General features: G+C 61.2%; 15 protein-coding genes and 2 pseudogenes. 8 read left to right on the forward strand and 9 right to left on the reverse strand.

Annotation, left to right across the window (positions count from 1 at the left end; genetic code table 11):
- Positions 1 to 228: 228 nt before the first annotated feature.
- Positions 229 to 519, forward strand: a pseudogene (locus MOV75_RS00840) (hypothetical protein); the annotation flags it as partial.
- Between the two features lie 543 nt (positions 520 to 1,062).
- Here the strand turns inward: MOV75_RS00840 and MOV75_RS00845 are convergent.
- Both MOV75_RS00845 and MOV75_RS00850 read right to left on the reverse strand, forming a co-directional pair.
- Positions 1,063 to 1,854 carry a Crp/Fnr family transcriptional regulator gene (locus MOV75_RS00845; protein WP_246916346.1) on the reverse strand — a complete coding sequence of 264 codons (792 nt, stop codon included), beginning with the start codon at positions 1,852 to 1,854 and terminating at the stop codon, positions 1,063 to 1,065.
- Positions 1,855 to 2,362: 508 nt separating this feature from the next.
- On the reverse strand, positions 2,363 to 2,689 hold the full coding sequence (locus MOV75_RS00850) for a nuclear transport factor 2 family protein (RefSeq protein WP_247004523.1): 327 nt from the start codon (positions 2,687 to 2,689) through the stop codon (positions 2,363 to 2,365).
- A 174-nt stretch (positions 2,690 to 2,863) separates the two neighbouring features.
- Here MOV75_RS00850 and MOV75_RS00855 point away from each other — a divergent pair, with 174 nt between their 5' ends.
- Positions 2,864 to 7,138, forward strand: coding sequence for a LuxR C-terminal-related transcriptional regulator (locus MOV75_RS00855; RefSeq protein ID WP_247004525.1), 4,275 nt, complete (start codon positions 2,864 to 2,866; stop codon positions 7,136 to 7,138).
- 473 nt (positions 7,139 to 7,611) lie between these two features.
- Here MOV75_RS00855 and MOV75_RS00860 read toward each other — a convergent pair.
- A pseudogene (locus tag MOV75_RS00860) lies at positions 7,612 to 7,741 on the reverse strand (lipoyl synthase); the annotation flags it as partial.
- 96 nt (positions 7,742 to 7,837) lie between these two features.
- Positions 7,838 to 8,356 carry a GNAT family N-acetyltransferase gene (locus MOV75_RS00865; RefSeq protein ID WP_246916343.1) on the reverse strand — a complete coding sequence of 173 codons (519 nt, stop codon included), beginning with the start codon at positions 8,354 to 8,356 and terminating at the stop codon, positions 7,838 to 7,840.
- A 147-nt stretch (positions 8,357 to 8,503) separates the two neighbouring features.
- Between MOV75_RS00865 and MOV75_RS00870 the strand changes: the two genes are divergently transcribed.
- The 5 genes from MOV75_RS00870 to fabI are packed head-to-tail and all read left to right on the forward strand — an operon-like array spanning position 8,504 to position 14,876.
- Positions 8,504 to 9,649 carry an AI-2E family transporter gene (locus MOV75_RS00870; protein ID WP_246916342.1) on the forward strand — a complete coding sequence of 382 codons (1,146 nt, stop codon included), beginning with the start codon at positions 8,504 to 8,506 and terminating at the stop codon, positions 9,647 to 9,649.
- A gap of 10 nt (positions 9,650 to 9,659) precedes the next feature.
- Positions 9,660 to 11,879 (forward strand): DUF3141 domain-containing protein, encoded by a 2,220-nt coding sequence (locus MOV75_RS00875; protein ID WP_246916498.1) that lies wholly within the window; start codon positions 9,660 to 9,662, stop codon positions 11,877 to 11,879.
- Between the two features lie 29 nt (positions 11,880 to 11,908).
- Positions 11,909 to 12,871 carry a phosphate acetyltransferase gene (locus MOV75_RS00880; protein WP_246916340.1) on the forward strand — a complete coding sequence of 321 codons (963 nt, stop codon included), beginning with the start codon at positions 11,909 to 11,911 and terminating at the stop codon, positions 12,869 to 12,871.
- A gap of 5 nt (positions 12,872 to 12,876) precedes the next feature.
- Positions 12,877 to 14,091: an acetate/propionate family kinase gene (locus tag MOV75_RS00885; RefSeq protein ID WP_246916337.1), complete on the forward strand. Its 1,215-nt coding sequence runs from the start codon at positions 12,877 to 12,879 to the stop codon at positions 14,089 to 14,091.
- The gene (fabI, locus tag MOV75_RS00890) at positions 14,088 to 14,876 is read left to right on the forward strand and encodes an enoyl-ACP reductase FabI (protein ID WP_246916335.1); all 789 of its coding nucleotides are present in this window, start codon (positions 14,088 to 14,090) and stop codon (positions 14,874 to 14,876) included. The genes MOV75_RS00885 and fabI overlap by 4 nt, the downstream gene beginning before the upstream one ends.
- Before the next feature lie 6 nt (positions 14,877 to 14,882).
- Here the strand turns inward: fabI and MOV75_RS00895 are convergent, their stop codons facing one another.
- From MOV75_RS00895 to MOV75_RS00915, 5 genes are all read right to left on the reverse strand, one after another.
- The gene (locus MOV75_RS00895; protein WP_246916333.1) at positions 14,883 to 15,341 is read right to left on the reverse strand and encodes a MaoC family dehydratase; all 459 of its coding nucleotides are present in this window, start codon (positions 15,339 to 15,341) and stop codon (positions 14,883 to 14,885) included.
- Positions 15,342 to 15,354: 13 nt separating this feature from the next.
- Positions 15,355 to 16,005, reverse strand: a complete 651-nt coding sequence (locus MOV75_RS00900) for a 3-oxoacid CoA-transferase subunit B (RefSeq protein ID WP_246916331.1) — start codon at positions 16,003 to 16,005, stop codon at positions 15,355 to 15,357.
- Positions 16,006 to 16,010: 5 nt separating this feature from the next.
- Complete coding sequence (locus tag MOV75_RS00905) at positions 16,011 to 16,658, reverse strand: CoA transferase subunit A (RefSeq protein ID WP_246916329.1); 648 nt, start codon at positions 16,656 to 16,658, stop codon at positions 16,011 to 16,013.
- 96 nt (positions 16,659 to 16,754) lie between these two features.
- Positions 16,755 to 17,231: a hypothetical protein gene (locus tag MOV75_RS00910; protein WP_246916328.1), complete on the reverse strand. Its 477-nt coding sequence runs from the start codon at positions 17,229 to 17,231 to the stop codon at positions 16,755 to 16,757.
- Positions 17,232 to 17,353: 122 nt separating this feature from the next.
- A complete protein-coding gene (locus MOV75_RS00915; RefSeq protein WP_246916326.1) occupies positions 17,354 to 18,280 on the reverse strand; it encodes an alpha/beta fold hydrolase in 927 nt (308 codons plus the stop codon).
- A 132-nt stretch (positions 18,281 to 18,412) separates the two neighbouring features.
- Between MOV75_RS00915 and MOV75_RS00920 the strand changes: the two genes are divergently transcribed.
- Complete coding sequence (locus tag MOV75_RS00920) at positions 18,413 to 20,920, forward strand: alpha/beta hydrolase (protein ID WP_246916496.1); 2,508 nt, start codon at positions 18,413 to 18,415, stop codon at positions 20,918 to 20,920.
- The last annotated feature ends 6 nt before the right edge of the window (positions 20,921 to 20,926 follow it).

Consider the following 20,926-nt stretch of genomic DNA (forward strand, 5'->3'; position numbering starts at 1 on the left):
CGCCCGGTCGGTTAAATTAAAATTAACCAAATTAAATGCCGTAACGCAACTCAAATTTGCGCGTTGGCAGGGTGCCCCGGAAAACCGGGGGAAGACGCCGGAAATTGCCGGCGTTCTGTCCGGGGCACGCACGTTCAGCAAACTCTCACAAGGCCAAGAAAATTAGTGGTTGAGAATTCATTTAATATATAATACTGTAAATAATATTTTAAATCGAGGAGGCGCGTCGTGACCCGAGACGGCAACGAAGACGACGACCGGCGGGCATTTTTGAAAACCTGCGGAAGATTTGCAGCCGTGACGCCCCCTGTCATGACGCTGCTTCTGTCCACCTCCTTGAGTTCAAAAGCCATTGCACGTTCGGGCGGCTTGCACGGGGCGAGGCAAAGCGACAGCGGCCAGTCGTTCTTCGACAATAATCGGTCATCCGCGGCAGGGCCGGGGAGTTCCGGTGGCGGATCATCAGGGGGCGGGGGAGCACCTGGCGGTCGCCCTGCTGGATCTTCTCGTGCCGGCGGGACATCCGGCGGTGGATCCGGCGGTAGCGGCGAGTCCGGTGCTGGCGGAGGCAGTGCCAAAGGGCCCTTCGCAACCGGCGGCAGCTCTGGAATTCCAAGTGCAAATGGTGGGGTCGATTGCGCAGACGATGAGAACGAGGAAAGGCGCAAGGCCGATTGCCCCGGAGCTAATACGCGGATTTCCAGCGCAACCGAATCCAGCCGGTAAGATCTTTTCGGCCCATGAGGGAGCCCTATGGGCTGCTGTGCGGCCAAAGCCAGGTTGGGCCTTGCGCTCCGACAGGCCAAACGCGAGGCCGAAAGCACATCTGGCCAGCCGAGCCGCCTTGATTCACCGCCGTAACGGTCGCGTCGTTGTGACGAGCGTCCCAAGGCGAATGGATGACCCGAACCTTGATGTCTGGTTAGCTTCGGCCGGGAGCCAGCCATCGCTGCAACGTTCTTGAGCTCGCTCAGGATGCGGCAATTTGTAACGACCGAGTCTCGTGCACCTTTGCTGAACCGCGAGGGTGCATGTGCGAGTGGTTCGCGAAGCGCTTCGGTTCTACGAGCCTGTCCCGGCTATTCGGCTACCGGGCGAGCGGGAAGAGGGCCGCGCTAGATTCCCATGGCCGAGCCCGACCGCGCCGCGCGAGACTATCCGATCGATTCTGCGGCTCATGACCTTGTAGCACTCGCATGCCACGGCTTCGAGCCGCGGCCGATCAATCTCGAGCTGGCCGCGCCGATTGGATTTCAACGCCCTTGACGCGCGCATTGTGCACACGACATGCGTGACAGTGGTGCGGCGGACGCCCAGCAACTCCGACAATGTTTCTTGCGTCAGCGGGAGCAGATCAACTCCATTCGCACGATCGTGGATGTGAAGAAGCCAGCGCGCCAGGCGGGCTTCGACGGAATGCAGTGCATTGCAGGCCGCCGTGTACTGGAGTTGCGTCAACAACGACATCGTGAAGACCTGCACCATGGATGCGATTGCGGGGCTGCGATGTTGTGCTGTCAGGAATTGCGCAGGCGAGATCTGCAGCGCGGCCCCGGATATGCGGACGACCGCCGTCGCGGGCGCGGCGGATGCGCCAAACGCTGACGTCAAACCCACAGCGCCCTCGTGCCCGATTATCGCCGTAGCAACTGTCTGCCCGTTCGGCAGCCCCGTGATCGCCGCGATCGCACCGCTGAGGGGGAAGAGAAGATGTTCAATCTGTTCGCCCGATCGGACGAGCACGGAATCGCGTTCGATCACGACTTTCCGCAGATGGGGCGCAAGCAAAGCAAAATCCGCTGGTGGCAACCCTGCTAACAAACGATTACCAACTCTGGTCGCGTGGTCCATCATGGGATTGGCTCCCGACGGATGTTCGGCACTAGAACTCATGCCGATATGTCGTGCTGCTCTGCAGAGTGCCAGCTCAACAGCAAGCCAACCGACCACCAAAGATATGGTTCCCATAGCCAATGGCGAGCCTGCGTGGCCCGACGATCGCATGCCGCGGCGGAGATACTGTGCCTCTGGCTCCAGCTGGTGCCAGGCAGGACTACCGCGGACATCACAATTGATCGCATGACGAACGACAATTTGGTGTGTGCAAGGAAGCCGAACGTGGCGACCGCCCGTGCCGTCGACACGCAATGGCGATAGGTGCTCTCGTCATCTGGCCCGCTGATATCCTCGTTGAAGACGAGTTCGAGCGGCATCGCTTCAAGTTGAAGCCGAGGCTTGGGCGCCTTCACACGCTCGCGCCGCATGGGCCGTGCAGTCGCTGGGAGGCCTCAAGTTGGCATTCGCGCTCTGCTGGAGGCGTATCGCCCTTCGACATGCTTTCGCTAACGATCGCGCCGCAGGTCTAGTGTGAGGGACTGCAGTCTAACTTCTTGATCCTCCCGGTAACGTCAAACGAGAAAAGCGCACTCATGGCACCACTATTGGTGACGTACGAGATAATGGTCCCCTCGTGCGACGGATTGAGATCGCTCAACGTGCCCGCCGGATATTCTCGGAGGCGATCAATCCAATAGGCACGAAGTGCCTCGTGGCCGGTAATGGTTTTGACGCCCCCGCAGCCGCAGTGCACCACGGCATCTTCGGCATACATTTCTAAGATCGCCTCGATGTCGCCCGCGCGGTAAGCATCCAGCCAGTCAATGGCAATGGCCATTGGGTCAAATGGCATATTTCTCGCCTACATGCCGTGTAAGCTTGTGATTTTAGGTCGTTTTTGGCCCGCTAAGCCTCTTTTTCCTGCGCGATTAATTGTTTTTCCTGCGCGATTAATTGTATTTTAATAATTCGGCTTGGCCTCGGCCATATGCCGAAGTACATAGATGGTCGGGCCGAGGCAGAGTCCATGTTAGACGTGTCTGTGAAGCAGAGACGGATCCGGCTTCTGATCGTAGATCGACAACCGATCGTTCTACAGGGGCTGAAGTCGGTGCTCGGGGCAGAGCAGGACTTCGACGTTGTCGCATCATGCAGCGATGGAACAAGCTGCCTCGAAGCAATTCGGAATTTGGCACCCGACGTCACGCTTGTTGCTGACAACCTGCCAGATCTGACGGTACCCGAGATCCTCGCGATTGCGAAAGCTGAGAATCTCTCCACGCGCTTGGTGTTGTTTACCGAGTCCGAAGCAGATCACGATCTAACCGCAGCTATTGCTGCTGGCGCCTCCAGCGTAATCTCGAAGCATGCTTCCTCCGACACTATGCTGCGATTGCTGCGCCTGATGACAAAGCGCAGCGTGTCGCCCGAGCAATCCGATCTCTTGCCAGCCGACGAGGGAGCTGACGGCGGCGGCAAAGTTGAAACGATGCTGGAGCTGTTGACGCACCGGGAGCGTCAAATTGTACGACTAGTCTCAGAAGGAATGTCGAACAAGGAGATCGCGCGCCAGCTAAACGTTTCCCCAGGGACAGTCAAAGTACACCTCTACAACATATTTCAGAAGCTCGAAATTACCAACAGAACCGTGCTCGCTACCCTCGCGTTGTTGCAGCGCCCGTCCGGCTTCGGCCATCTTGCGCTGGTGTTCCTGGCGTTCGCAATTGCGGACGAACTCAAGGCGTCGGAAGCGCACGACGTGGATCCGGATGACGACAGCGTCGGTCGCGCGGGAGAGCATGCCGAATATGAGCCCTGGAAAAGAGCTATTCTCCGAACCCTCATGGTCGAGGAATCCGGCGAGACGCCCGCGCTCACCCAGAGGGACTTCCTTGCCAAGGCGAGCCTAGTCACGAACCCGGCGGCGCCAGTAGAAGCGCTGCGGCCGGCTGAGCAATCCGTAGGCTCGAAAGCGTGGAAAGACTACGGGCCAGTTGGATCGAGCACGCTCAATCTTCCTACGCCATTACTGCGGGGAGCCAGCGACCCACAGATCGGTGGTGACCCGACCGCGGAACATCAATTCCCGCGGCTTAATTCCACTTCGACGTTGATTCACGGAGGGTATGGCACCTTCGCCACTTTGACCGGTGCGTTGATTTACGCATTGAATGATCCCCATCTTGCGGTGCAATCGCATGACCCGGGCAAAGCGCCGATCGACAGCTTCGTGGTGGTCACCGCCGAAAATGCGACCACAAAACTGGCCGCGATCACCGATGCTGATACCAATGAGGTAGACGGCTCGCCCCCGGCTTTCCCTTTGCACGATTTGCGCCTGCCTGCCGCGCTTGTGACCACCGGCAACGAACGCGTTGCTGGAGAAGGCGTTTCGAGCCAAATGAGTCATGGCGCTGCGGATGACAACCTGCAAGGACCTTTTGGCTCACTGGACACTGGTCACGAGGCCGGTATTGGCGGAGATGGCCACGATCAACTGATGGGCGGCAACGTTGGCGAAAATGTTGTTTATCGCTCCGCGATCGATTCTAATTCGAGCTCTTCCCACTCTGGCTTCGATTTCGCATCTGGATCGAGCCGAATCAATCTTGCTGCTTTCGGAGCGCTTGCCTGGCTCCATTTGACGGCAGCAAGCAAGTCTATACCGCCGCATACCCTCGCTTGGATCTACGATCCCGCAACCAACGAAACGATCGTCTACGTGAACCCGACCGATCGAAGTCTTGATGTCGGGGACAGGGCCCTGCTCGAAATCCATCTGCAAGGGATTGTCTCCATTGCGGAGTCGGATTTCGTCGGCCAGCCGGAAGGCGCGGCTGTCGCGATCACCTTGGAGCAGTTCGAAGAAGCGCTGATTTCGGCGACCGCAAGCGATGAGACTGTTCTGAGTACGGACAGTGCCCATACAGTAATCGAGACGAGCGGGAGCACGCTCGGGACCGCTGGAGTTTGGAGCATTCTGGCCGACGACGGCTTGGGGTTCGAATTCGGGCAGGCTCGGACCGGCTTAGGGGGCGCGGCCAGGTTCAGAACCTTCAGCAGCGATTCGGCGGGTACAAGGGATGAGAGCGCTGACGGGTCCGGCGGGTCGCCTCATGTTTCACCGATCGTGCTTGTTCATAGCGCGGCAGTTGAAAATCTCACATCGAAGAATGAGCCCATTAATGAGGGGGCTGGCTCTGGCCTCTCAGCGGGCGGTAACTCACAGCACGCTCCGGAGCCAGGGTCTGCAGCGGAATTGACTGAAGCTGTCGTCATACGGGGGAATGGCGTCGGCAATGACAACGAGCATCATTCCCCCGCTTCGGACGCTTCGCGAGGGTCAGCGAAGACGGCAGAAGCAGATGGCGTGGAACGCGGCAATTCGGGACACCCAGCCTCGCCAAAACCACCGGAAGCAGTCGACCCTGGTGAGCCAGGCCTCGGTAGCCCGGGCCGCGGCAACTCACAGCACGCTTCGGAGCCAGGGTCTGCAAAGGCGGCAGCGGAGTTGACTGAAGCGAGCATCATCCGTGGGAATGGCGTCGGCCATGACAACGAGCATCATTCCCCCGCTTCGGACGCTTCGCGAGGGTCAGCGAAGACAGCAGAAGCAGATGGCGTGGAGCACGGCAATTCGGGACACTCAACGTCTGCAAGCGCGCCGGAAGCAGCCGACCCTGGTGAGCCAGGCCTCGGTAACCCGGGCCGCGGTAACTCACAGCACGCTTCGGAGCCAGGGTCTGCAAAGGCGGCAGCGGAGTTGACTGAAGCGGGCTTCATACGGGGGAATGGCGTCGGTCATGACAACGAGCATCATTCCCCCGCTTCGGACGCTTCGCGAGGGTCAGTGAAGACAGCAGAAGCAGATGGCGTGGAGCATGGCAATTCGGGACACTCAACGTCTGCAAGCGCACCGGAAGCAGCCGACCCTGGTGAGCCAGGCCTCAGTAACCCGGGCCGCGGTAACTCACAGCACGCTTCGGAGCCAGGGTCTGCAAAGGCGGCAGCGGAGTTGACTGAAGCGGGCATCATACGGGGGAATGGCGTCGGCCATGACAACGAGCATCACCCCCCCGCTTCGGACGCTTCGCGAGGGTCAGTGAAGACAGCAGAAGCAGATGGCGTGGAGCACGGCAATTCGGGGCACTCAACCTCTGCAGACGCACCGGAAGCAGCCAAGCCTGGTGGGCTAGGCGTCGCAAAGGCCGGTGGCGCGGGCGGCGATAACTCACAGCACGCTTCGGAGCCAGCGTCTGCGAAGGCGGCAGCGGAGTCGACTGAAGCGGGCTTCATACGGGGGAATGGCGTCGGTCATGACAACGAGCATCATCCCCCCGCTTCGGACGCTTCGCGAGGGTCAGCGAAGACAGCAGAAGCAGATGGCGTGGAGCACGGCAATTCAGGGCACTCAACCTCTGCAGACGCGCCGGACGCAGCTGATCTCGGTGAGCCAAGCGTCGCAAAGGCCGGTGGCGCGGGCAGCGATAACTCACAGCACGCTTCGGAGCCAGGGTCTGCGAAGGCAGCAGCGGAGTTGACTGAAGCTGGCATCATACGTGGGAATGGCGTCGGCCATGACAACGAGCATCATCCCCCTGCTTCGGACGCTTCGCGAGGGTCAGCGAAGACGGCGGAACCAGACAGCGAGAAACACGGCAATTCGGGGCACTCAGCGTCTGCAAACGCACCGGAAGCAGCTGAGCTCGGTGAGCCGAGCATTGCAACGGCTGGCATCACGGGCGGCGGTGGCTCACAGCACGCTTCAGAGCCAGGTCCTCCACACGCGGCCACAGAGTTGACTGAAGCTGGCTTCGCACCGGGAAATGGCGCCGAGCATCACGCTCCGGTTTTGGATGTTGCGGGAGCGTCAGCCGGGGAAGAGCCGACCGTCGTGGAGCACGGCAACTCCGGGCACGATTCACGCCGCTCTGAAGACGCACCGGAAGCAGCCGAGATGGTCGAACCAAGCGTCGCAAATGGCAGTAACGCCGGAAACTGGCCGCAGGCTGCGCAATCTGCTGCAACTGCCTTGGGACCCGTACAGCCGGCTAAAGTTGCCTCCGAAATTGGCGGCGCAGAACTGGCGTTTCGCTTCGATAGCTATGCAACTCCTCCCACATTCGTCGCGGTAGTTGAGGTTAATAACCCACTCGATCCGCACGTTTCGCTCGGTCAGGAAAAGGATCTCCACATCATCGGCAAATTGATCCCTAATGCACTGGACGAACACGCGGTTGCCCCCGTTCATAACCTTCCGCATCACGCCATTTTACCCGCGCCTCATGACGTGCTGATTTGAAGTGTTCCATCGTTGACTAAAGACGAGCAGGAGCGCGACCGCGAGGGCCCGATGTTGAGCAGGCTGCCGCCCGCGTCCATGGGTCGAGCGTGTCCAATTTGAGCCGGCGTTTCACAGTCTGTTGAGGCTCGGATCAATCCTCCGAAGACGAGCCTATTCTGCTTCTCTTTACCGCTCGTGAGGGCCGCCTTGCGCTTCCTGACCAGCGATCAGACTTATTCTGGTTGAACGGACCGTTCGCTTAGGCGATGGATGTCTGTCTTTAGCCGGACAGCAGAGAGAGGCGGCTTTTCATGCTCACTCCATCGGATACGTGGGGCGAAGCCAGCGAATCTTGGGGGTATTTGTTTTCCGTGGCGCCCATGATGGATTGGAGCGAGAGTTCAGTCTTAGAAGATGGTTTGCGAGTTGCGTGTGCGCGACGTGTGCACCGGAGATCAAGAAAAATGTCAGGAGGGCGCAACGAAATCCATGCGCACCGCCAGATATTTTGACGGCACTGTTTCCAGATTGTGATTGAATGCGTCTGGTTTCTCCGCAACGACTCGTTTCGAGTGCACCGCGCTTGCGCAGGAAATCCGGCGTGAGGATTTCGATCGACGTCGCCAGGCTCATTGCGCGGATTGGGCTCGCCAACGCCGCTAGACCGCAGAGGGACGATTTGTATAGTGAGCGAAAGGATAGCTCTACGGCTCCACATCAGCTGAGCTTCAACACCAGGTGAATCGTGTGCGGATCAAGCTTTGCTGAAGCGAAGCCCAACTTGTCGAACACGCTGCGCATCCGGGCGTTTTCCGGAAGAACCTCCGCCGTCAGCTCGGCCAGGTCGGCGCTGCGAGCGAGTGCAACGAGGGTACGGGCCAGCATCGAACCGATTCCGCGTCCCTGCCAGGCGTCCACCACCATGAAGGCCATCTCGGCACGTCCGGGTTCGAAGACGATGTAGCGGCCGCCTCCGACGATGGCATTTTGGCCGGCTTCCGTCGCAAGGACCACCAGCGCGACGTGGTTCCTGAAATCGACGTTCATGAAGAAGGCGCGTTCGCGATCGGAGAAGTGGTGCTTCGTCGCGAAGAACCGGCGCTGCAATGATCGGGCGCCGGTCTGTTCCACTGCGGCGAGCATGCCGGACTCATCCTCAGGGCGAAGCGCCCGGATTTCGACCTGACTTCCATCTGGTAAGTGCTCGCGTGCACTGTAGCTGGCGGCGTCCGACATCGCGGCTCCCGGTAAGGCAAACCGGCTCCGATAGGGCCCGGCGTCGGCTGATCAGGTCCCCGCGGCCCGTGGAGTGTTTGATCCAGATCAAGATTGTATCGCCAAGCTGCGAGCTACGCTTGCTGATAGTCTGACCTGGACGCCGCCTTGAAGACACTTCGCCAGCTTCTCACCGGAGAGGACGTGATCCAGCTCGTGATCCGGCTCGGATTGCTCGCTCTGCTGATCGTTTGGACGTTCTATCTGGTCCGTCCCTTCGTCACGATCCTGGTCTGGGCTCTCGTGCTCGCGGTCGCGTTCAATCCCGTCTTTGTTTTGCTCGCAAAGATCCTGGGCGGCCGGGCGAAGCTCGCCGCGGTCATTCTTACGGCCATCAATCTCGCGATCGTCATCGGGCCCGCGGCCTGGCTCGGACTCGGCGCGGTCGACGGGATCAGAGCTTTCGCCGGCGAGCTGGCGGCGGGCGATCTGGCCATTCCGTCGCCGCCCGCGACGATCAAGACCTGGCCGCTGATCGGAACGCAGCTCTACGATTTCTGGGATCAGGCCTCGACCAATCTCCGTTCGGTCCTGCAGCGGATTGTGCCTTATCTGAAGCCCTTTGCGGGCACGCTGCTTGGCGTCGCGGGCGATGCCGGCGTGGGCACGATCAAGTTCCTGCTATCGGTGGCGGTCGCCGGCGTCCTCTTTCCCTATGGACCGCAGCTCGTGACGGCGGGCAGGGAGTTCCTGTCACGGATCGTGCCCGAACAAAGCGAGCACTTCCTGGACCTGGCGGGCGCAACTATTCGCGCGGTATCCCAGGGCGTGATCGGCATCGCAGTCGTCCAGGCGCTGCTGGCCGGCATCGGATTCAAGCTGGCCGGCATCCCGATTGCTGGGCTGCTTGCCTTCGTCGTGCTGATGCTCTCCGTCGTGCAGATCGGCGCAGCCATCATCATGCTGCCGGTGATCATCTGGATCTGGACCGACAAAGACCTCGGCACGGCGTTGCTGCTGACGCTTTTTCTCGGAATCGTCAGCATTCTCGACAACATATTGAAACCTCTCGTGATGGGGCGCGGCCTGACGACGCCGACGCTCGTGATCCTCATCGGCGTGATCGGGGGCACGCTGGGGCACGGAATCGTCGGTCTCTTCATCGGGCCGATCATCCTGTCGGTGGCGTGGGAGCTCATGGTGGCCTGGATCAGGACCGACCGCGCCGTTCCGCAGCCGCAAGCATCGTCGACCGTTGACCTAAATCAACATCGGCCAACTCTGAGTGCCTTGGATGAAACCGCGCGACGATGAGGTACGGAACATGTCGATGGAGAAACCTACAGTGCCAAGCGGCCCGTTGTCGGGGCTTGTCGCCTCGGCCGTCGAATACATGGTCGATGCCAGCCAGCGGAGCGTCCTGTTCCTCGACATCATGCGCCGGCGCGGCGACCAGTACAGGGAGCACGTCGCGCAGACCGCGCCGCACGTCCTGCAATATGCCGCCGAATTGATCATCGACGGCCGCAAGCTGGACGAGCCCGTCAACTATGCGCTGGTTCGTATCATTCCGCCGAAAGGCGTCGAAATTGATCCCGAGCGGCGGCCGTTCGTCGTTGTCGATCCGCGCGCCGGCCACGGGCCGGGCATCGGCGGTTTCAAGGCCGACAGCGAGATCGGCGTTGCGATGAAGGCCGGGCATCCCTGCTACTTCGTCGGCTTCCTGCCGGAACCGATGCCGGGACAAACCATCGAGCGCATCGCACGGGCCGAAGCGTTGTTCGTCGAGAAGGTCATCAGCCTCCATCCCAAGGCTGACGGCAAGCCATGCGTGATCGGAAACTGCCAGGCTGGCTGGGCGGTCATGATCCTGGCGTCGCTGCGGCCGGAATTGTTCGGACCGCTCATTATTGCCGGGGCGCCGCTCGCCTATTGGGCGGGCGTGCACGGCAAGTATCCGATGCGCTATTCCGGTGGTCTGCTGGGCGGAAGCTGGCTGACGGCGATGACCTCCGATCTTGGCGCCGGGAAGTTCGACGGCGCCTGGCTGGTGCAGAATTTCGAGAGCCAAAATCCGTCGAATACGCTCTGGACCAAGCAATACAACGTCTATTCCAAGGTCGACACCGAGGCTGACCGCTATCTCGAATTCGAACGCTGGTGGGGTGGGCACGTCAACCTCAACGCCGAGGAAATACAGTTCATCGTCGATGAGCTTTTCATCGGTAATAATCTCGCCGCGGGCAAGATCGAGATGTCCGACGGCCAGAAGGTCGACTTGCGCAATATCCGATCGCCCATTCTCGTGTTCTGCTCCGAAGGCGACAATGTCACCCCGCCGCAGCAGGCGCTGGACTGGATCCTCGATTGCTATGCCGATGTCGACGAGATCCGGGCCTATGGGCAGACCATCGTCTACACCGTTCACAAGAGCATCGGCCATCTCGGCATCTTCGTCTCTGGCGGGGTTGCCAAGAAGGAGCACGCCGAGTTCTCCAGCAATATCGACCTGATCGACGTGCTGCCGCCGGGGCTCTACGAAGCGACGTTCGAGGCCAAGGGCGAGGAAACCACGAACTCCGATCTCGTCGTTGGTCAGTGGGTGATGCGCTGCGAGGCGCGGACGCTCGACGATATCCGCGCCATGGGTGGCAACTCCCCTGAGGACGAGCGGCGCTTCGCCGCCGCCAAGCGCGTCTCCGAGCTCAACCTTGCCGCCTACCAGAAGTTCGCGCGGCCCTGGATCAAGAACATGGTGACGCCGCAGATGGCGGACATGATGCGCAACTTGCATCCACTTCGGCTGCAATATGAGGCCGCGAGCAGTCAAAATCCATGGATGACGGCGGTGAAATCGGCCGCCGAGGAGATCGAGGACAATCGCAAGCCGGCTTCCGCGGATAATCCTTTCGTCGCCTTCCAGGAGCAGATGTCCAAGCAGATTGTGCACGCGCTGGATAGCTGGCGCGATGCACAGGAAGCGCTGAGCGAAACGATCTTCCTCAACGTCTATGGCTCGCCAGCCTTGCAGGCGGCCGTCGGAATCGATCCGACGTCCGAACCATCCCGGCGGCGCGAGATGACGCCCGAGCATCGCGCGATGCTGGAGACGCGGATTGCGCAGCTGAAATCGACGATCGGCGAAGGCGGCCTGCGCGAGGCAGCCATCCGCAGCCTGCTCTATATCGGCTCAGCGCGCGGAATGGTCGATGAGCGCAGCATTGAGGCCTTGCGCCAGATCCGCCGGGACTACAGTGGACCGCGAATGACGTTGCCTGAGTTCAAGATGCTGGTTCGAGAGCAATTCTTCATGCTGCTGATCGACCGGGAAGGCGCCGTTGATGCCATCCGGAAGCTGTTGCCCGAGGATATGACCCAGCGGCGTGCCGCCTTCACGGCGATCAGCGAGGTGCTCTCCGCTAGCGGCGACATCACGGGCGAGCGCGCAAGAAGGTTGCAGCGTGTCGCCGCCTTGTTTGGCGTCGATGCCGGGGAGGGCGTGTCGAACGTCGCCCCTTTCGATCCAAAGGCGAAGGCGTCGTAAGGCTGTCTGAAAGGACCGGGAGCCAGATCATGTCAGCCGAAACGAGGCAAACACAGTCTCCCAGCAAGTACGATCGACTAATCGTCGCAGCAAAGGCCGTTCCGCCGCTTCCGACAATCGTGGTGCATCCCTGCGACGAAACCTCGCTGCGCGGCGCTGTCGACAGCGCGCAGGCAGGCATCATCCGCCCGATCCTGGTCGGGCCTGAAAACAGGATCAGGGATATCGCGGGAAAGCACGGCCTCGATATCGCCGGCTTCGAGATGGTCAACGCCGCTCACAGCGACGAAGCGGCCGCCAGAAGCGTCGAGCTCATTCACGCGGCCAAGGGCGAAATGCTGATGAAGGGCAGCCTGCATACCGACGAGCTGATGCGGGCCGTGACCGCGAAAGTGGGCGGCCTGCGCACCGACCGCCGCATCAGCCATGTATTCGTGATGGACGTGCCGGCCTATGCCGAAACCCTGTTTGTGACGGATGCGGCCATCAACATCTTTCCCGATCTCGATGCCAAGCGAGACATCATCCAGAACGCGATCGATCTCTACGTTCAGGCCGGCTTCGGCGTATCGCCGCGGGTGGCGATCCTTTCGGCGGTCGAGACCGTGACGTCCAAAATTCCATCGACTCTTGAAGCCGCGGCGCTCTGCAAGATGGCTGATCGCGGCCAGATTACCGGCGGCGTGCTCGACGGACCGCTGGCCTTCGACAACGCGATCGATATCGAGGCCGCGCGCATCAAGGGGATCAAATCGGAAGTGGCTGGCCGGGCGCAGATCCTTGTCGTGCCGGACCTCGAGGCCGGGAACATGCTGGCGAAGAATCTGGCCTATTTCGCCAAGGCCGATGGTGCGGGCCTCGTGCTCGGCGCCCGCGTTCCGGTCGTCCTGACCTCGCGCGCGGACTCGCCGCGTGCGCGGATGGCATCGTGCGCAGTGGCCTCGCTCTATGCCAACGCCAGGCGCCAACGTTCGCCAACAGTCGCCGCGTGACCGCCATGGATACGATCCTCGTCGTCAATGCCGGCTCCTCCAGCGTCAAGTTCCAGGTCTATTCTGTTGAAGGAGAAGGCAAGCTCCGGCGCCAGATCAAGGGCCAGGTCGACGGCATCGGCAGTCGTCCACGGTTGCGGGCGAGTGGCGCGAATGGCAATCCGATCGCCGATCGCGCTTACCCGATCGAGGCGGTGCCTGACGTTCCCGCCGCGATGGGCACGGCCGGCGAATGGTTGCGGGACGAACTTCGCATCCATCCGATCGCTGTCGGGCATCGCGTCGTGCATGGCGGTCCGGAATACGATCGGCCCGTGTTGATCGACCACGGCGTGGTTGCTCGTCTCGAACGCTTCGTGATGCTGGCCCCACTGCATCAGCCGCACAATTTGGCACCCATTCGTTCGATTCTTGCCGGTTTCCCAGCGCTTCCGCAGGTGGCCTGCTTCGACACCGCGTTTCATCGTACGCATGGCCCGCTCGCCGACCATTACGCAATCCCGCATCGGCTCCATGCCGAAGGCGTGCGGCGATACGGTTTTCACGGCTTGTCCTACGAGTATATCGCAAATGCCTTGCCGCAAATCGCGCCGGATATCGCCAAGGGTCGTGTGATCGTTGCCCATCTCGGCAGTGGCGCTTCGATGTGTGCGATGAGCCAGGGGCAGAGCGTCGAGAGCACGATGGGCTTTACCGCGCTTGATGGCCTTCCGATGGGAACGCGGCCCGGTCAGCTCGACCCCGGAGTCGTGCTATATCTGATCTCCGAGAAGGGGATGTCTGCCTCGAATGTGCAGGACTTCCTGTATCGCGACTGCGGATTGAAGGGGCTTTCGGGCGTCAGCAACGACATGCGCGAGTTGGAAGGCAGCTCGGACGCCAATGCGAAGCTGGCGATCGAGTATTTTGCCTACCGGATCGGTCTCAATGCCGGGATGCTCGCCGCCGCCCTGCAAGGCCTCGACGCCTTCGTCTTCACGGCCGGCATCGGCGAGAACTCCGCAACCCTTCGCGCGCGCGTGGTGGAGCAGCTCGGATGGCTCGGGGTTACGCTTGATCCGGCTGAGAACGCCCGAAATTCGAAGCTGATATCGCGCTCCGATAGCCGCATTCCCGTCTACGTCGTGCCGACCGACGAGGAACTGATGATCGCAAAGCACACGCTGTCGCTGCTGATGACCAAGCCGTCGACCAACCCGAGACAAGAGAGGGTGTCATGATTCCCGTGTTCCCGGATACCAAGGTTGCCCTGAAGGGAAAGAAGGGCCTTGTCGTGGGTATCGCCAACGATCAGTCGATCGCCTGGGGTTGCGCCAGGGCGTTTCGCGCGCTTGGAGCCGATCTTGCCGTCACCTATCTCAATGAGCGCGCTAAAAAGCATGTCGAGCCGCTGGCCCTGGCGCTGGATGCGCCGATCTTCATGCCACTGGACGTGATGGTAGAGGGGCAGACCGAACAGGTTTTCGAGCGGATCGCGAAGGAATGGGGGCAGCTCGATTTCGTGCTGCATTCGATCGCCTTCTCGCCGAAGGAGGCGCTGCATGGTCGCGTTGTGGACGTCGGCCGCGACGGCTTCCTCAAGACGATGGATGTCTCCTGCTGGTCGTTCCTACGGATGGCGCATCTCGCCGAGCCGCTGATGAAGAATGGCGGCACGCTGTTTACGATGACCTATTACGGCAGCCAGATGGTGGTGGAGAATTACAACATCATGGGCGTGGCGAAAGCGGCGCTTGAAGCCGCCGTTCGCTACGCTGCCGCCGAACTAGGGCCGAAAGGCATCCGTGTACACGCGATCTCACCCGGACCTCTGGCGACGCGCGCAGCATCAGGGATCCCCGAGTTCGACGAACTCATGGACAAGGCGCAGTCGAAGGCGCCGGCGCGCAGCCTGGTCAGCATCGACGATGTCGGCAATGCGACAGCGTTCCTGGCCCTCGACGGCGCCAAGCTGATCACCGGCGGCGTCCTCTACATCGATGGCGGCTATCATATCATCGACTGAGCGCGTTCAGCGATAGTGCAGGGCGATCAGCTCGGCGACGCATGCGGGCTTCTTGCCGCCTTCGACCTCGATCACGAGATGGTAGTTGACGCGGAGGCCGTCCGGTGGCACGTCCTCCGCCTCGGCAACCGTGATGCGGCCGCGCAACCTCGAACCCGCGGGCACCGGCGCCAGATAGCGTATCCTGTCGGCGCCGTAGTTCAGAGTGTTGCGCAGTCCCTTCAGCCCGATGACCGAACGGATAAACATCGGCGCCAGCGCGAGCGACAGCAGGCCGTGAGCGATCGTGGTTCCGCCCGGCAGCTCCTTCTTTGCCCGCTCCTGGTCGACATGGATCCATTGCTCGTCGCAGGTCGCTTCCGCAAACCGATTGATGCGATCCTGCGTCACCTCGATCCAGTCGCTGACGCCGATCTCGGTGCCGACAGCGGATTTGATCTCATCGAAGTCGCTGAATGTGCGCATGGTGCCGACCTGCTCAGATCTTCATTTCAGGGACTTTGTCGGGAACGGCCAGCTCAGCGTCGGTCACCGCCATCACCTCGCCGATGCCGACGCCGGGTGCGGTTTCGAGCAGAGTGGCCCTGCCGTCCGGGAAGCCAATGACCGCCATTTCGGTCACCACCAGGTTCACAGGCCGTACAGAAGTCAGCGGCAGCCAACATCTGGGAACGATCTTTGATTTCCCCTTCGCCGCGTGCTGCATGGCGACGATCACCCGCTTGGCTCCGCTGACGAGATCCATTGCGCCGCCCATTCCCGGCACCATCTTGCCGGGGATCATCCAGTTGGCGAGATGTCCCTCCGCGTCGACCTGAAGTCCGCCGAGGACGGTCACATCGACATGACCGCCGCGGATCAGTCCGAACGACATGGCGCTGTCGAAAGTGCTGGCGCCGGGCAGGGCGCTGATCGGGCGGCCGCCGGCGTCCGTTAGCGTCGGATGAGCCATGCCTTGCTCCGGAATCGGCCCCGTGCCGATCAAACCGTTTTCCGACTGAAAGAACACCTTGAGATCGGGAGGAACGTAGTTCGCGACCAGCGTCGGAATCCCGATACCGAGGTTGACGAGGTCGCCGCTCCTGAGCTCCTTGGCGACGCGTCGAGCAATGATGGTCTGTGCGTCCATGGAGATCACCCGTTCGTAATGAGGTAATCGACGAGTGGCGCCGGCGTGATAACATGGTCGGGCGCGATGACGCCAACGGGCACGATGTGCTCCGCGGTGACGATCACGGTATCGGCGGCCATCGCCATGATCGGATTGAAATTGCGCGAGGTGAGTGCATAGCTGAGATTGCCGAGGTAGTCGGCGAGGAAGGCGTGAACAAGCGCGAATTGCGCGCGCAATGCCGTCTCGAGCAGGAAGGGCCTGCCGTCGACTTCGATCTGGCGCTTGCCTTCTGCAACCAGTGTGCCGACGCCGGTCGGCGTCAGAACGCCGCCCAGTCCACATCCCCCCGCACGAATGCGCTCGACGAAGGTCCCTTGAGGCACGAGGTCGACGTTGATTTGATTGGCCAGCATTTGCTGCTGCGCTTTCGGATTGAGCCCGATATGCGTCGCGGTCAGACGCGAGACCAGGGCAGCGTCGAATAATTTTCCGACGCCTTTCCCCGGAATGGCAGCATCGTTGCAGATCAACGACAGATCGGACTTGCGCTGCCGGGTCACTTCGTCAATCAGGCGCTCCGGTGTTCCGACACCCATGAAGCCGCCGACCATGACGCTCGCGCCGGCCGGGATCATCGCGACTGCTTCTTCGACAGAAACGGCCTTCATGATTGGAGCTCCAGTCAACAGGCGATCAAAGGAAGGCGATTGAGAGACGAAATTGGCGGACGGTCGGCCGGCTCTATTGATCTGCGTCAAGGATTCTCATCGTTCCTGCCTGACGGTGATGCCGATGCTCTCAAGCGCGGCCGCCCATAGTTTGCGAACCTCGGCGTGACGCCGTTCCAGCGCCGTGCTGACAGCGTCCCGAAACGGCACGAGACTGTCACTCTTCAGCAAGAGAATTTGTGCCTGCAACAGCCGGCCGCTTTCGAATTCGATGCGGCGCAGGGCCAATACGAAGGGATCATTGACGTTCGCGTCGACCGGCAGCAGGGCCGCCGGTCGGATGCCGGCATGAATGGCATGTGCTCGTGTCGCGAGATCAATCGGAAGGGCGAGAGGCTGATTAATGATCCCCTCGACCGGCTCCGGGAGCCAGGCGGTCTCCCACGAGGCCGCCATGTAGGCCAAGGCCATGTCGGGCACCCAGGAGGTCGAGCGCTGCAACAGCGAGACAATCTCGGACTCGCGATAGAATTGGGCATTCAATTCGGTCTGCCAAGCGGCCTCGATCCGCATCGGCAGGGCGATTGCGTATTGTCGCGCCAAGGCGCCGTGAGCCGAGATCAGAAACGCGGCGATGCGTGTCTGCTGGAGTGATGGTATCCGGCCTTCCGAATCCAGCGGTCCAAGAAATCTGCTCATGGCGGCGCTGCCCGGATGGGAACGGCACGCAAATGATCATAGCCGGCCGGAAATGGCGCAAGCTCGCCACCAGGCTCCTCCGGCGCGATCCAGACTGCCCTGTTGCCATGCCAGCGCCCGGCGAGCACGTCATCGGCAAAGCGGGCGAGCAGGTCTGCCGTGAGCGCGCTCTTCTCGAGCGTGAAGGCGTGATAGGCCTTCGGAATGATCACGAGCGAGCTGTCGGGGATCTCGACGCGCAGGGTCTCGTGCAGGGCTCGCGGCGTCAGGAAGTCGAACTCGCCGTTCAGGATCATTGTCGGAACGGCGATCGTGGATAGGCGCGGCGTCAATGGCTCGAAATCGAGAAACGATTCCATCAGGTTCTGGAGCGCATAGAGATCGTTGACGAGCCAGCCCTGCCGCTTGACGCTGTCGAGCTTGTCGAGCAGGGGCTTCAGCCACTGGTCGGAGAGGTTCATCGGCAGCAGAAGGTCCTGGAGATAGCTTGTGCCCCCAAGGATCAGACCGGTCCGCAGTGCGTTGCCGAGCAAAAGCAGCTGCGGTGAGAGCTCGGCGAAGCAGCTCATTGGCACGAGGCCGGAGATGCGCTCGCCGTGCTCGATGGCGTATCGCAGCGCAATCAGCCCACCGAAACTGATGCCGCTCAGGAATATAGGGCCATCACCGAGTTCACCGATCAACAGGTGGAGCGCGGTCACCTGGTCGTCCTGGCTGATGAAGAGTGCCGGTTTGTCGGACTCGCCCTGGCCGAGCAAATCGAAGGTTGCGACGCGGAATCCTCGCGCGAGCAGAGCCTCGCGATAGGCTGACCAGAGCTCGGAGTATTGCGTGAGTCCGTTCACCAGCACATAGGCGGGCGCGTTCGCCGGCCCATCGAGCTCATAGCGGATCCGGTATGAGCCGAGACTGAGGCAGGGCATGCGGAAAACCGGCAGGTGTTCTGATGCTGCAATCTTGAGGCGCTGTTGAAGGATTCCCTTGCGTTAGATCAAAGCTCCTCAGGTCGCCCTCCCTAGCGTTTAGGCAAAACACCGCCAGGAGGACGTGCCATGATGACCGGGAGAGACGCCATGAAGCGTTGCTTCGTCAGTCTGATCGTGTTGCTGATCGGTACTGATCTCGCACTGGCGCAACCTTTGACGCGTCGCTCGTCGCAGGTGCAGCACGATGGCCTGAAGAAGACCTATGAGATCACCAATTTCCGCTTGGGTGGCAAGTACGATTTGTCCACGCCCGCCAAATGGGAGAACGGAGGGGAGGGCGGCGTCACGCTCGAATCCCTCGGCGGCGGCAAGCTCCGCACCGGCTACATCGCGATCGGCAACGCGCGGCGCAATGCAGCCGGCGAGATCACCAACGCCATCGTGATCAATTCCTACTATTCCGGCGATTCCACGGACATGTATGAACAGTGGGTCAAGGGCGCGGCGCTGTCGGGCGGCGTGCCGATCATTGGTCCGGGCCGGCCGATCGACACCGATCGCTACTACGTCATCATGGTCGATCCGCTCGGCACCTGGGGCGCCAGCAAGCCGTCCGATGGCCTCGGCATCAAATTTCCGCAGTACAGCTACTACGATATGGTGCAGGCCAATTACCGGCTGCTGCGGGACGAGCTGAAAGTTGCCCGCGTCGCGCTGGTGACCGGCGTCTCCATGGGCGGGACGCAGACCTATGTCTGGGGCGTGATGCATCCGGAGTACATTGGCGCGCTCATGCCCATCGGCGGGACCACGCAGTCGGACGGCGAGGATCCCGTCGGCAACTGGACGTTCCAGATGATGACGGCCGCCATCGAGTCCGATCCGGTCTGGCAGGCGACCAATGGCGACTACTACAAGCAGCCCAAGGAGAAGCATCCCATGCCGGGCGTTGCGTTCGGCTGGTCGATCCTGGGAATGACGGGCTATGATTTCGGCTTCCGCACGACCCAGAACTGGAGCGCAGTCCAGCCTGAAATCTTCTACTGGACGCCACCGAACGAGAAGGCGGCGCTGAATGTTATCAATCGTGCCAAGCTCTATGACGCCGTCGATCTCGTCTGGCGCAACCGGGTGGGCGAGACTCACAACGTAAATCCCTATCTCGGCCGCATCCAGGCACGGACGCTGGTGATGCACATCACCAATGACCTGTGGCTGAATTTCAAGCTGGCTCAGAAGGCCGTCGATCGCGTGCCGGGCGCGGATCTGATCGCGCAGGAGAGCCCGGTCGCTCATTACGGCGTGTTTCCGATCATCAACCAGCGCAAGAACGATCCAAAGTTCGTCGCCTTCATGGATGACGTGGCGGCCCTCGATCGCGCGCAGAAATTCGTCGACAAGAACTATCGGGTACCGGGTGTCGCAGAAGAAATCGACCCGAAGAAGTCGTTCTGGAAGGCCAATGTGACCTATCCCTATCCGGTCAAATTCGGCAGCGCCAAGGACAAGAGCGGCAACTCCTGGGAAATCGGATACATGGACGAGTACGCCGGGACCGACAGGGATCCGAAAGTGCTCGTCATCATCCACGGCAAGGGGGCGTTCGGCGGGCACTACGGCAATATCATGCAATACGCGTTGCGCAGCGGCCTGCGCGTGATCGTGCCAGACCTACCGCACTATGGAATGTCCGGTCCCGGCAATCTCGACAAGAGCCCGGCCCGTACGATGCAGGATATGCGCGAGGTGATCTATGACCTCGTCGTCAACCAGCTCGGCGTCAAGAAGGCTACCTATCTCGGCCACTCGCTGGGTGGCCAGTTTGTGATGGGCTACGCCCTGGCCTGGCCGGACGCGGTGCAAGGCCTTGCGCTCGAAGCGCCGTCGGGTCTCGAGGAATATCCGCGCGAGATCACCATTGCCAAGGGCAAGAAGGCGCGCCTGTTCGACGAGGCTTTCGGGCGTGATTTCGACAAGTGGAGGCAGACATGGGACCAAACCGGCATCCTGGCCGCTGAGAAGGCCCGTGATGAACAGAACATCCGGGACTTCTTCTACTTCAAGAAGCGCGATCCGGACACGGGCACGGTCTCGGCGGCCAAGAGCGGTTACTTCTTCAGCGACAGCGAATATGCCCGCCTGCACACCGAGCAGCGCGTCGGGCTGACTAAGGGCAATCCAAAGGAGCTGGAGCAGTGGTGCAACGTCTTCATCTACGACATCTACACGATCGGAGCGGAGCTGCAGCAGGATGACCCGAAGAGCCTCTACGAGCGGCTGCCCCAGATCAAGGCGCCGATCTTCCTGTCATTCGGTGACAAGGAACCGTTCATTCCGACCCCCGCGTTCAACGGTCTGACCGAGCTCGGGCGCGACGTCATCACGCCCTTCATGACGCGGATGACGAATGCCGGCAACCGGCCGATGCTCAAGATCTATCCGGAAACCGGTCACTTCATCCACACGGACAACCCGGTGGAATTCTCCGCCGACGTGGTTGATTTCGTCACCAAGGGGACCGTCGACACCTCCTCCCCGCTGGGCACCGACCGCATGATCAAGGGCGCGGTGGTCTCAGCCCTGCCAGTCGCGCCGACGCCGCCCGGTGCGGCGCCGACGGCTGGCCTCAACAAATAAGGCCGG

This window comes from Bradyrhizobium sp. PRIMUS42 (genome assembly GCF_023006515.1).
GTDB lineage: Bacteria > Pseudomonadota > Alphaproteobacteria > Rhizobiales > Xanthobacteraceae > Bradyrhizobium.

Bases quoted from the DNA above. Each gene is read 5' to 3' on its own strand.
- MOV75_RS00845 (WP_246916346.1), bottom strand. From the start codon at position 1,854: ATGATGGACCACGCGACCAGAGTTGGTAATCGTTTGTTAGCAGGGTTG.
- MOV75_RS00850 (WP_247004523.1), bottom strand. From the start codon at position 2,689: ATGCCATTTGACCCAATGGCCATTGCCATTGACTGGCTGGATGCTTAC.
- MOV75_RS00855 (WP_247004525.1), top strand. From the start codon at position 2,864: ATGTTAGACGTGTCTGTGAAGCAGAGACGGATCCGGCTTCTGATCGTA.
- MOV75_RS00865 (WP_246916343.1), bottom strand. From the start codon at position 8,356: ATGTCGGACGCCGCCAGCTACAGTGCACGCGAGCACTTACCAGATGGA.
- MOV75_RS00875 (WP_246916498.1), top strand. From the start codon at position 9,660: ATGTCGATGGAGAAACCTACAGTGCCAAGCGGCCCGTTGTCGGGGCTT.
- MOV75_RS00880 (WP_246916340.1), top strand. From the start codon at position 11,909: ATGTCAGCCGAAACGAGGCAAACACAGTCTCCCAGCAAGTACGATCGA.
- MOV75_RS00885 (WP_246916337.1), top strand. From the start codon at position 12,877: ATGGATACGATCCTCGTCGTCAATGCCGGCTCCTCCAGCGTCAAGTTC.
- fabI (WP_246916335.1), top strand. From the start codon at position 14,088: ATGATTCCCGTGTTCCCGGATACCAAGGTTGCCCTGAAGGGAAAGAAG.
- MOV75_RS00895 (WP_246916333.1), bottom strand. From the start codon at position 15,341: ATGCGCACATTCAGCGACTTCGATGAGATCAAATCCGCTGTCGGCACC.
- MOV75_RS00900 (WP_246916331.1), bottom strand. From the start codon at position 16,005: ATGGACGCACAGACCATCATTGCTCGACGCGTCGCCAAGGAGCTCAGG.
- MOV75_RS00905 (WP_246916329.1), bottom strand. From the start codon at position 16,658: ATGAAGGCCGTTTCTGTCGAAGAAGCAGTCGCGATGATCCCGGCCGGC.
- MOV75_RS00910 (WP_246916328.1), bottom strand. From the start codon at position 17,231: ATGCGGATCGAGGCCGCTTGGCAGACCGAATTGAATGCCCAATTCTAT.
- MOV75_RS00915 (WP_246916326.1), bottom strand. From the start codon at position 18,280: ATGCCCTGCCTCAGTCTCGGCTCATACCGGATCCGCTATGAGCTCGAT.
- MOV75_RS00920 (WP_246916496.1), top strand. From the start codon at position 18,413: ATGACCGGGAGAGACGCCATGAAGCGTTGCTTCGTCAGTCTGATCGTG.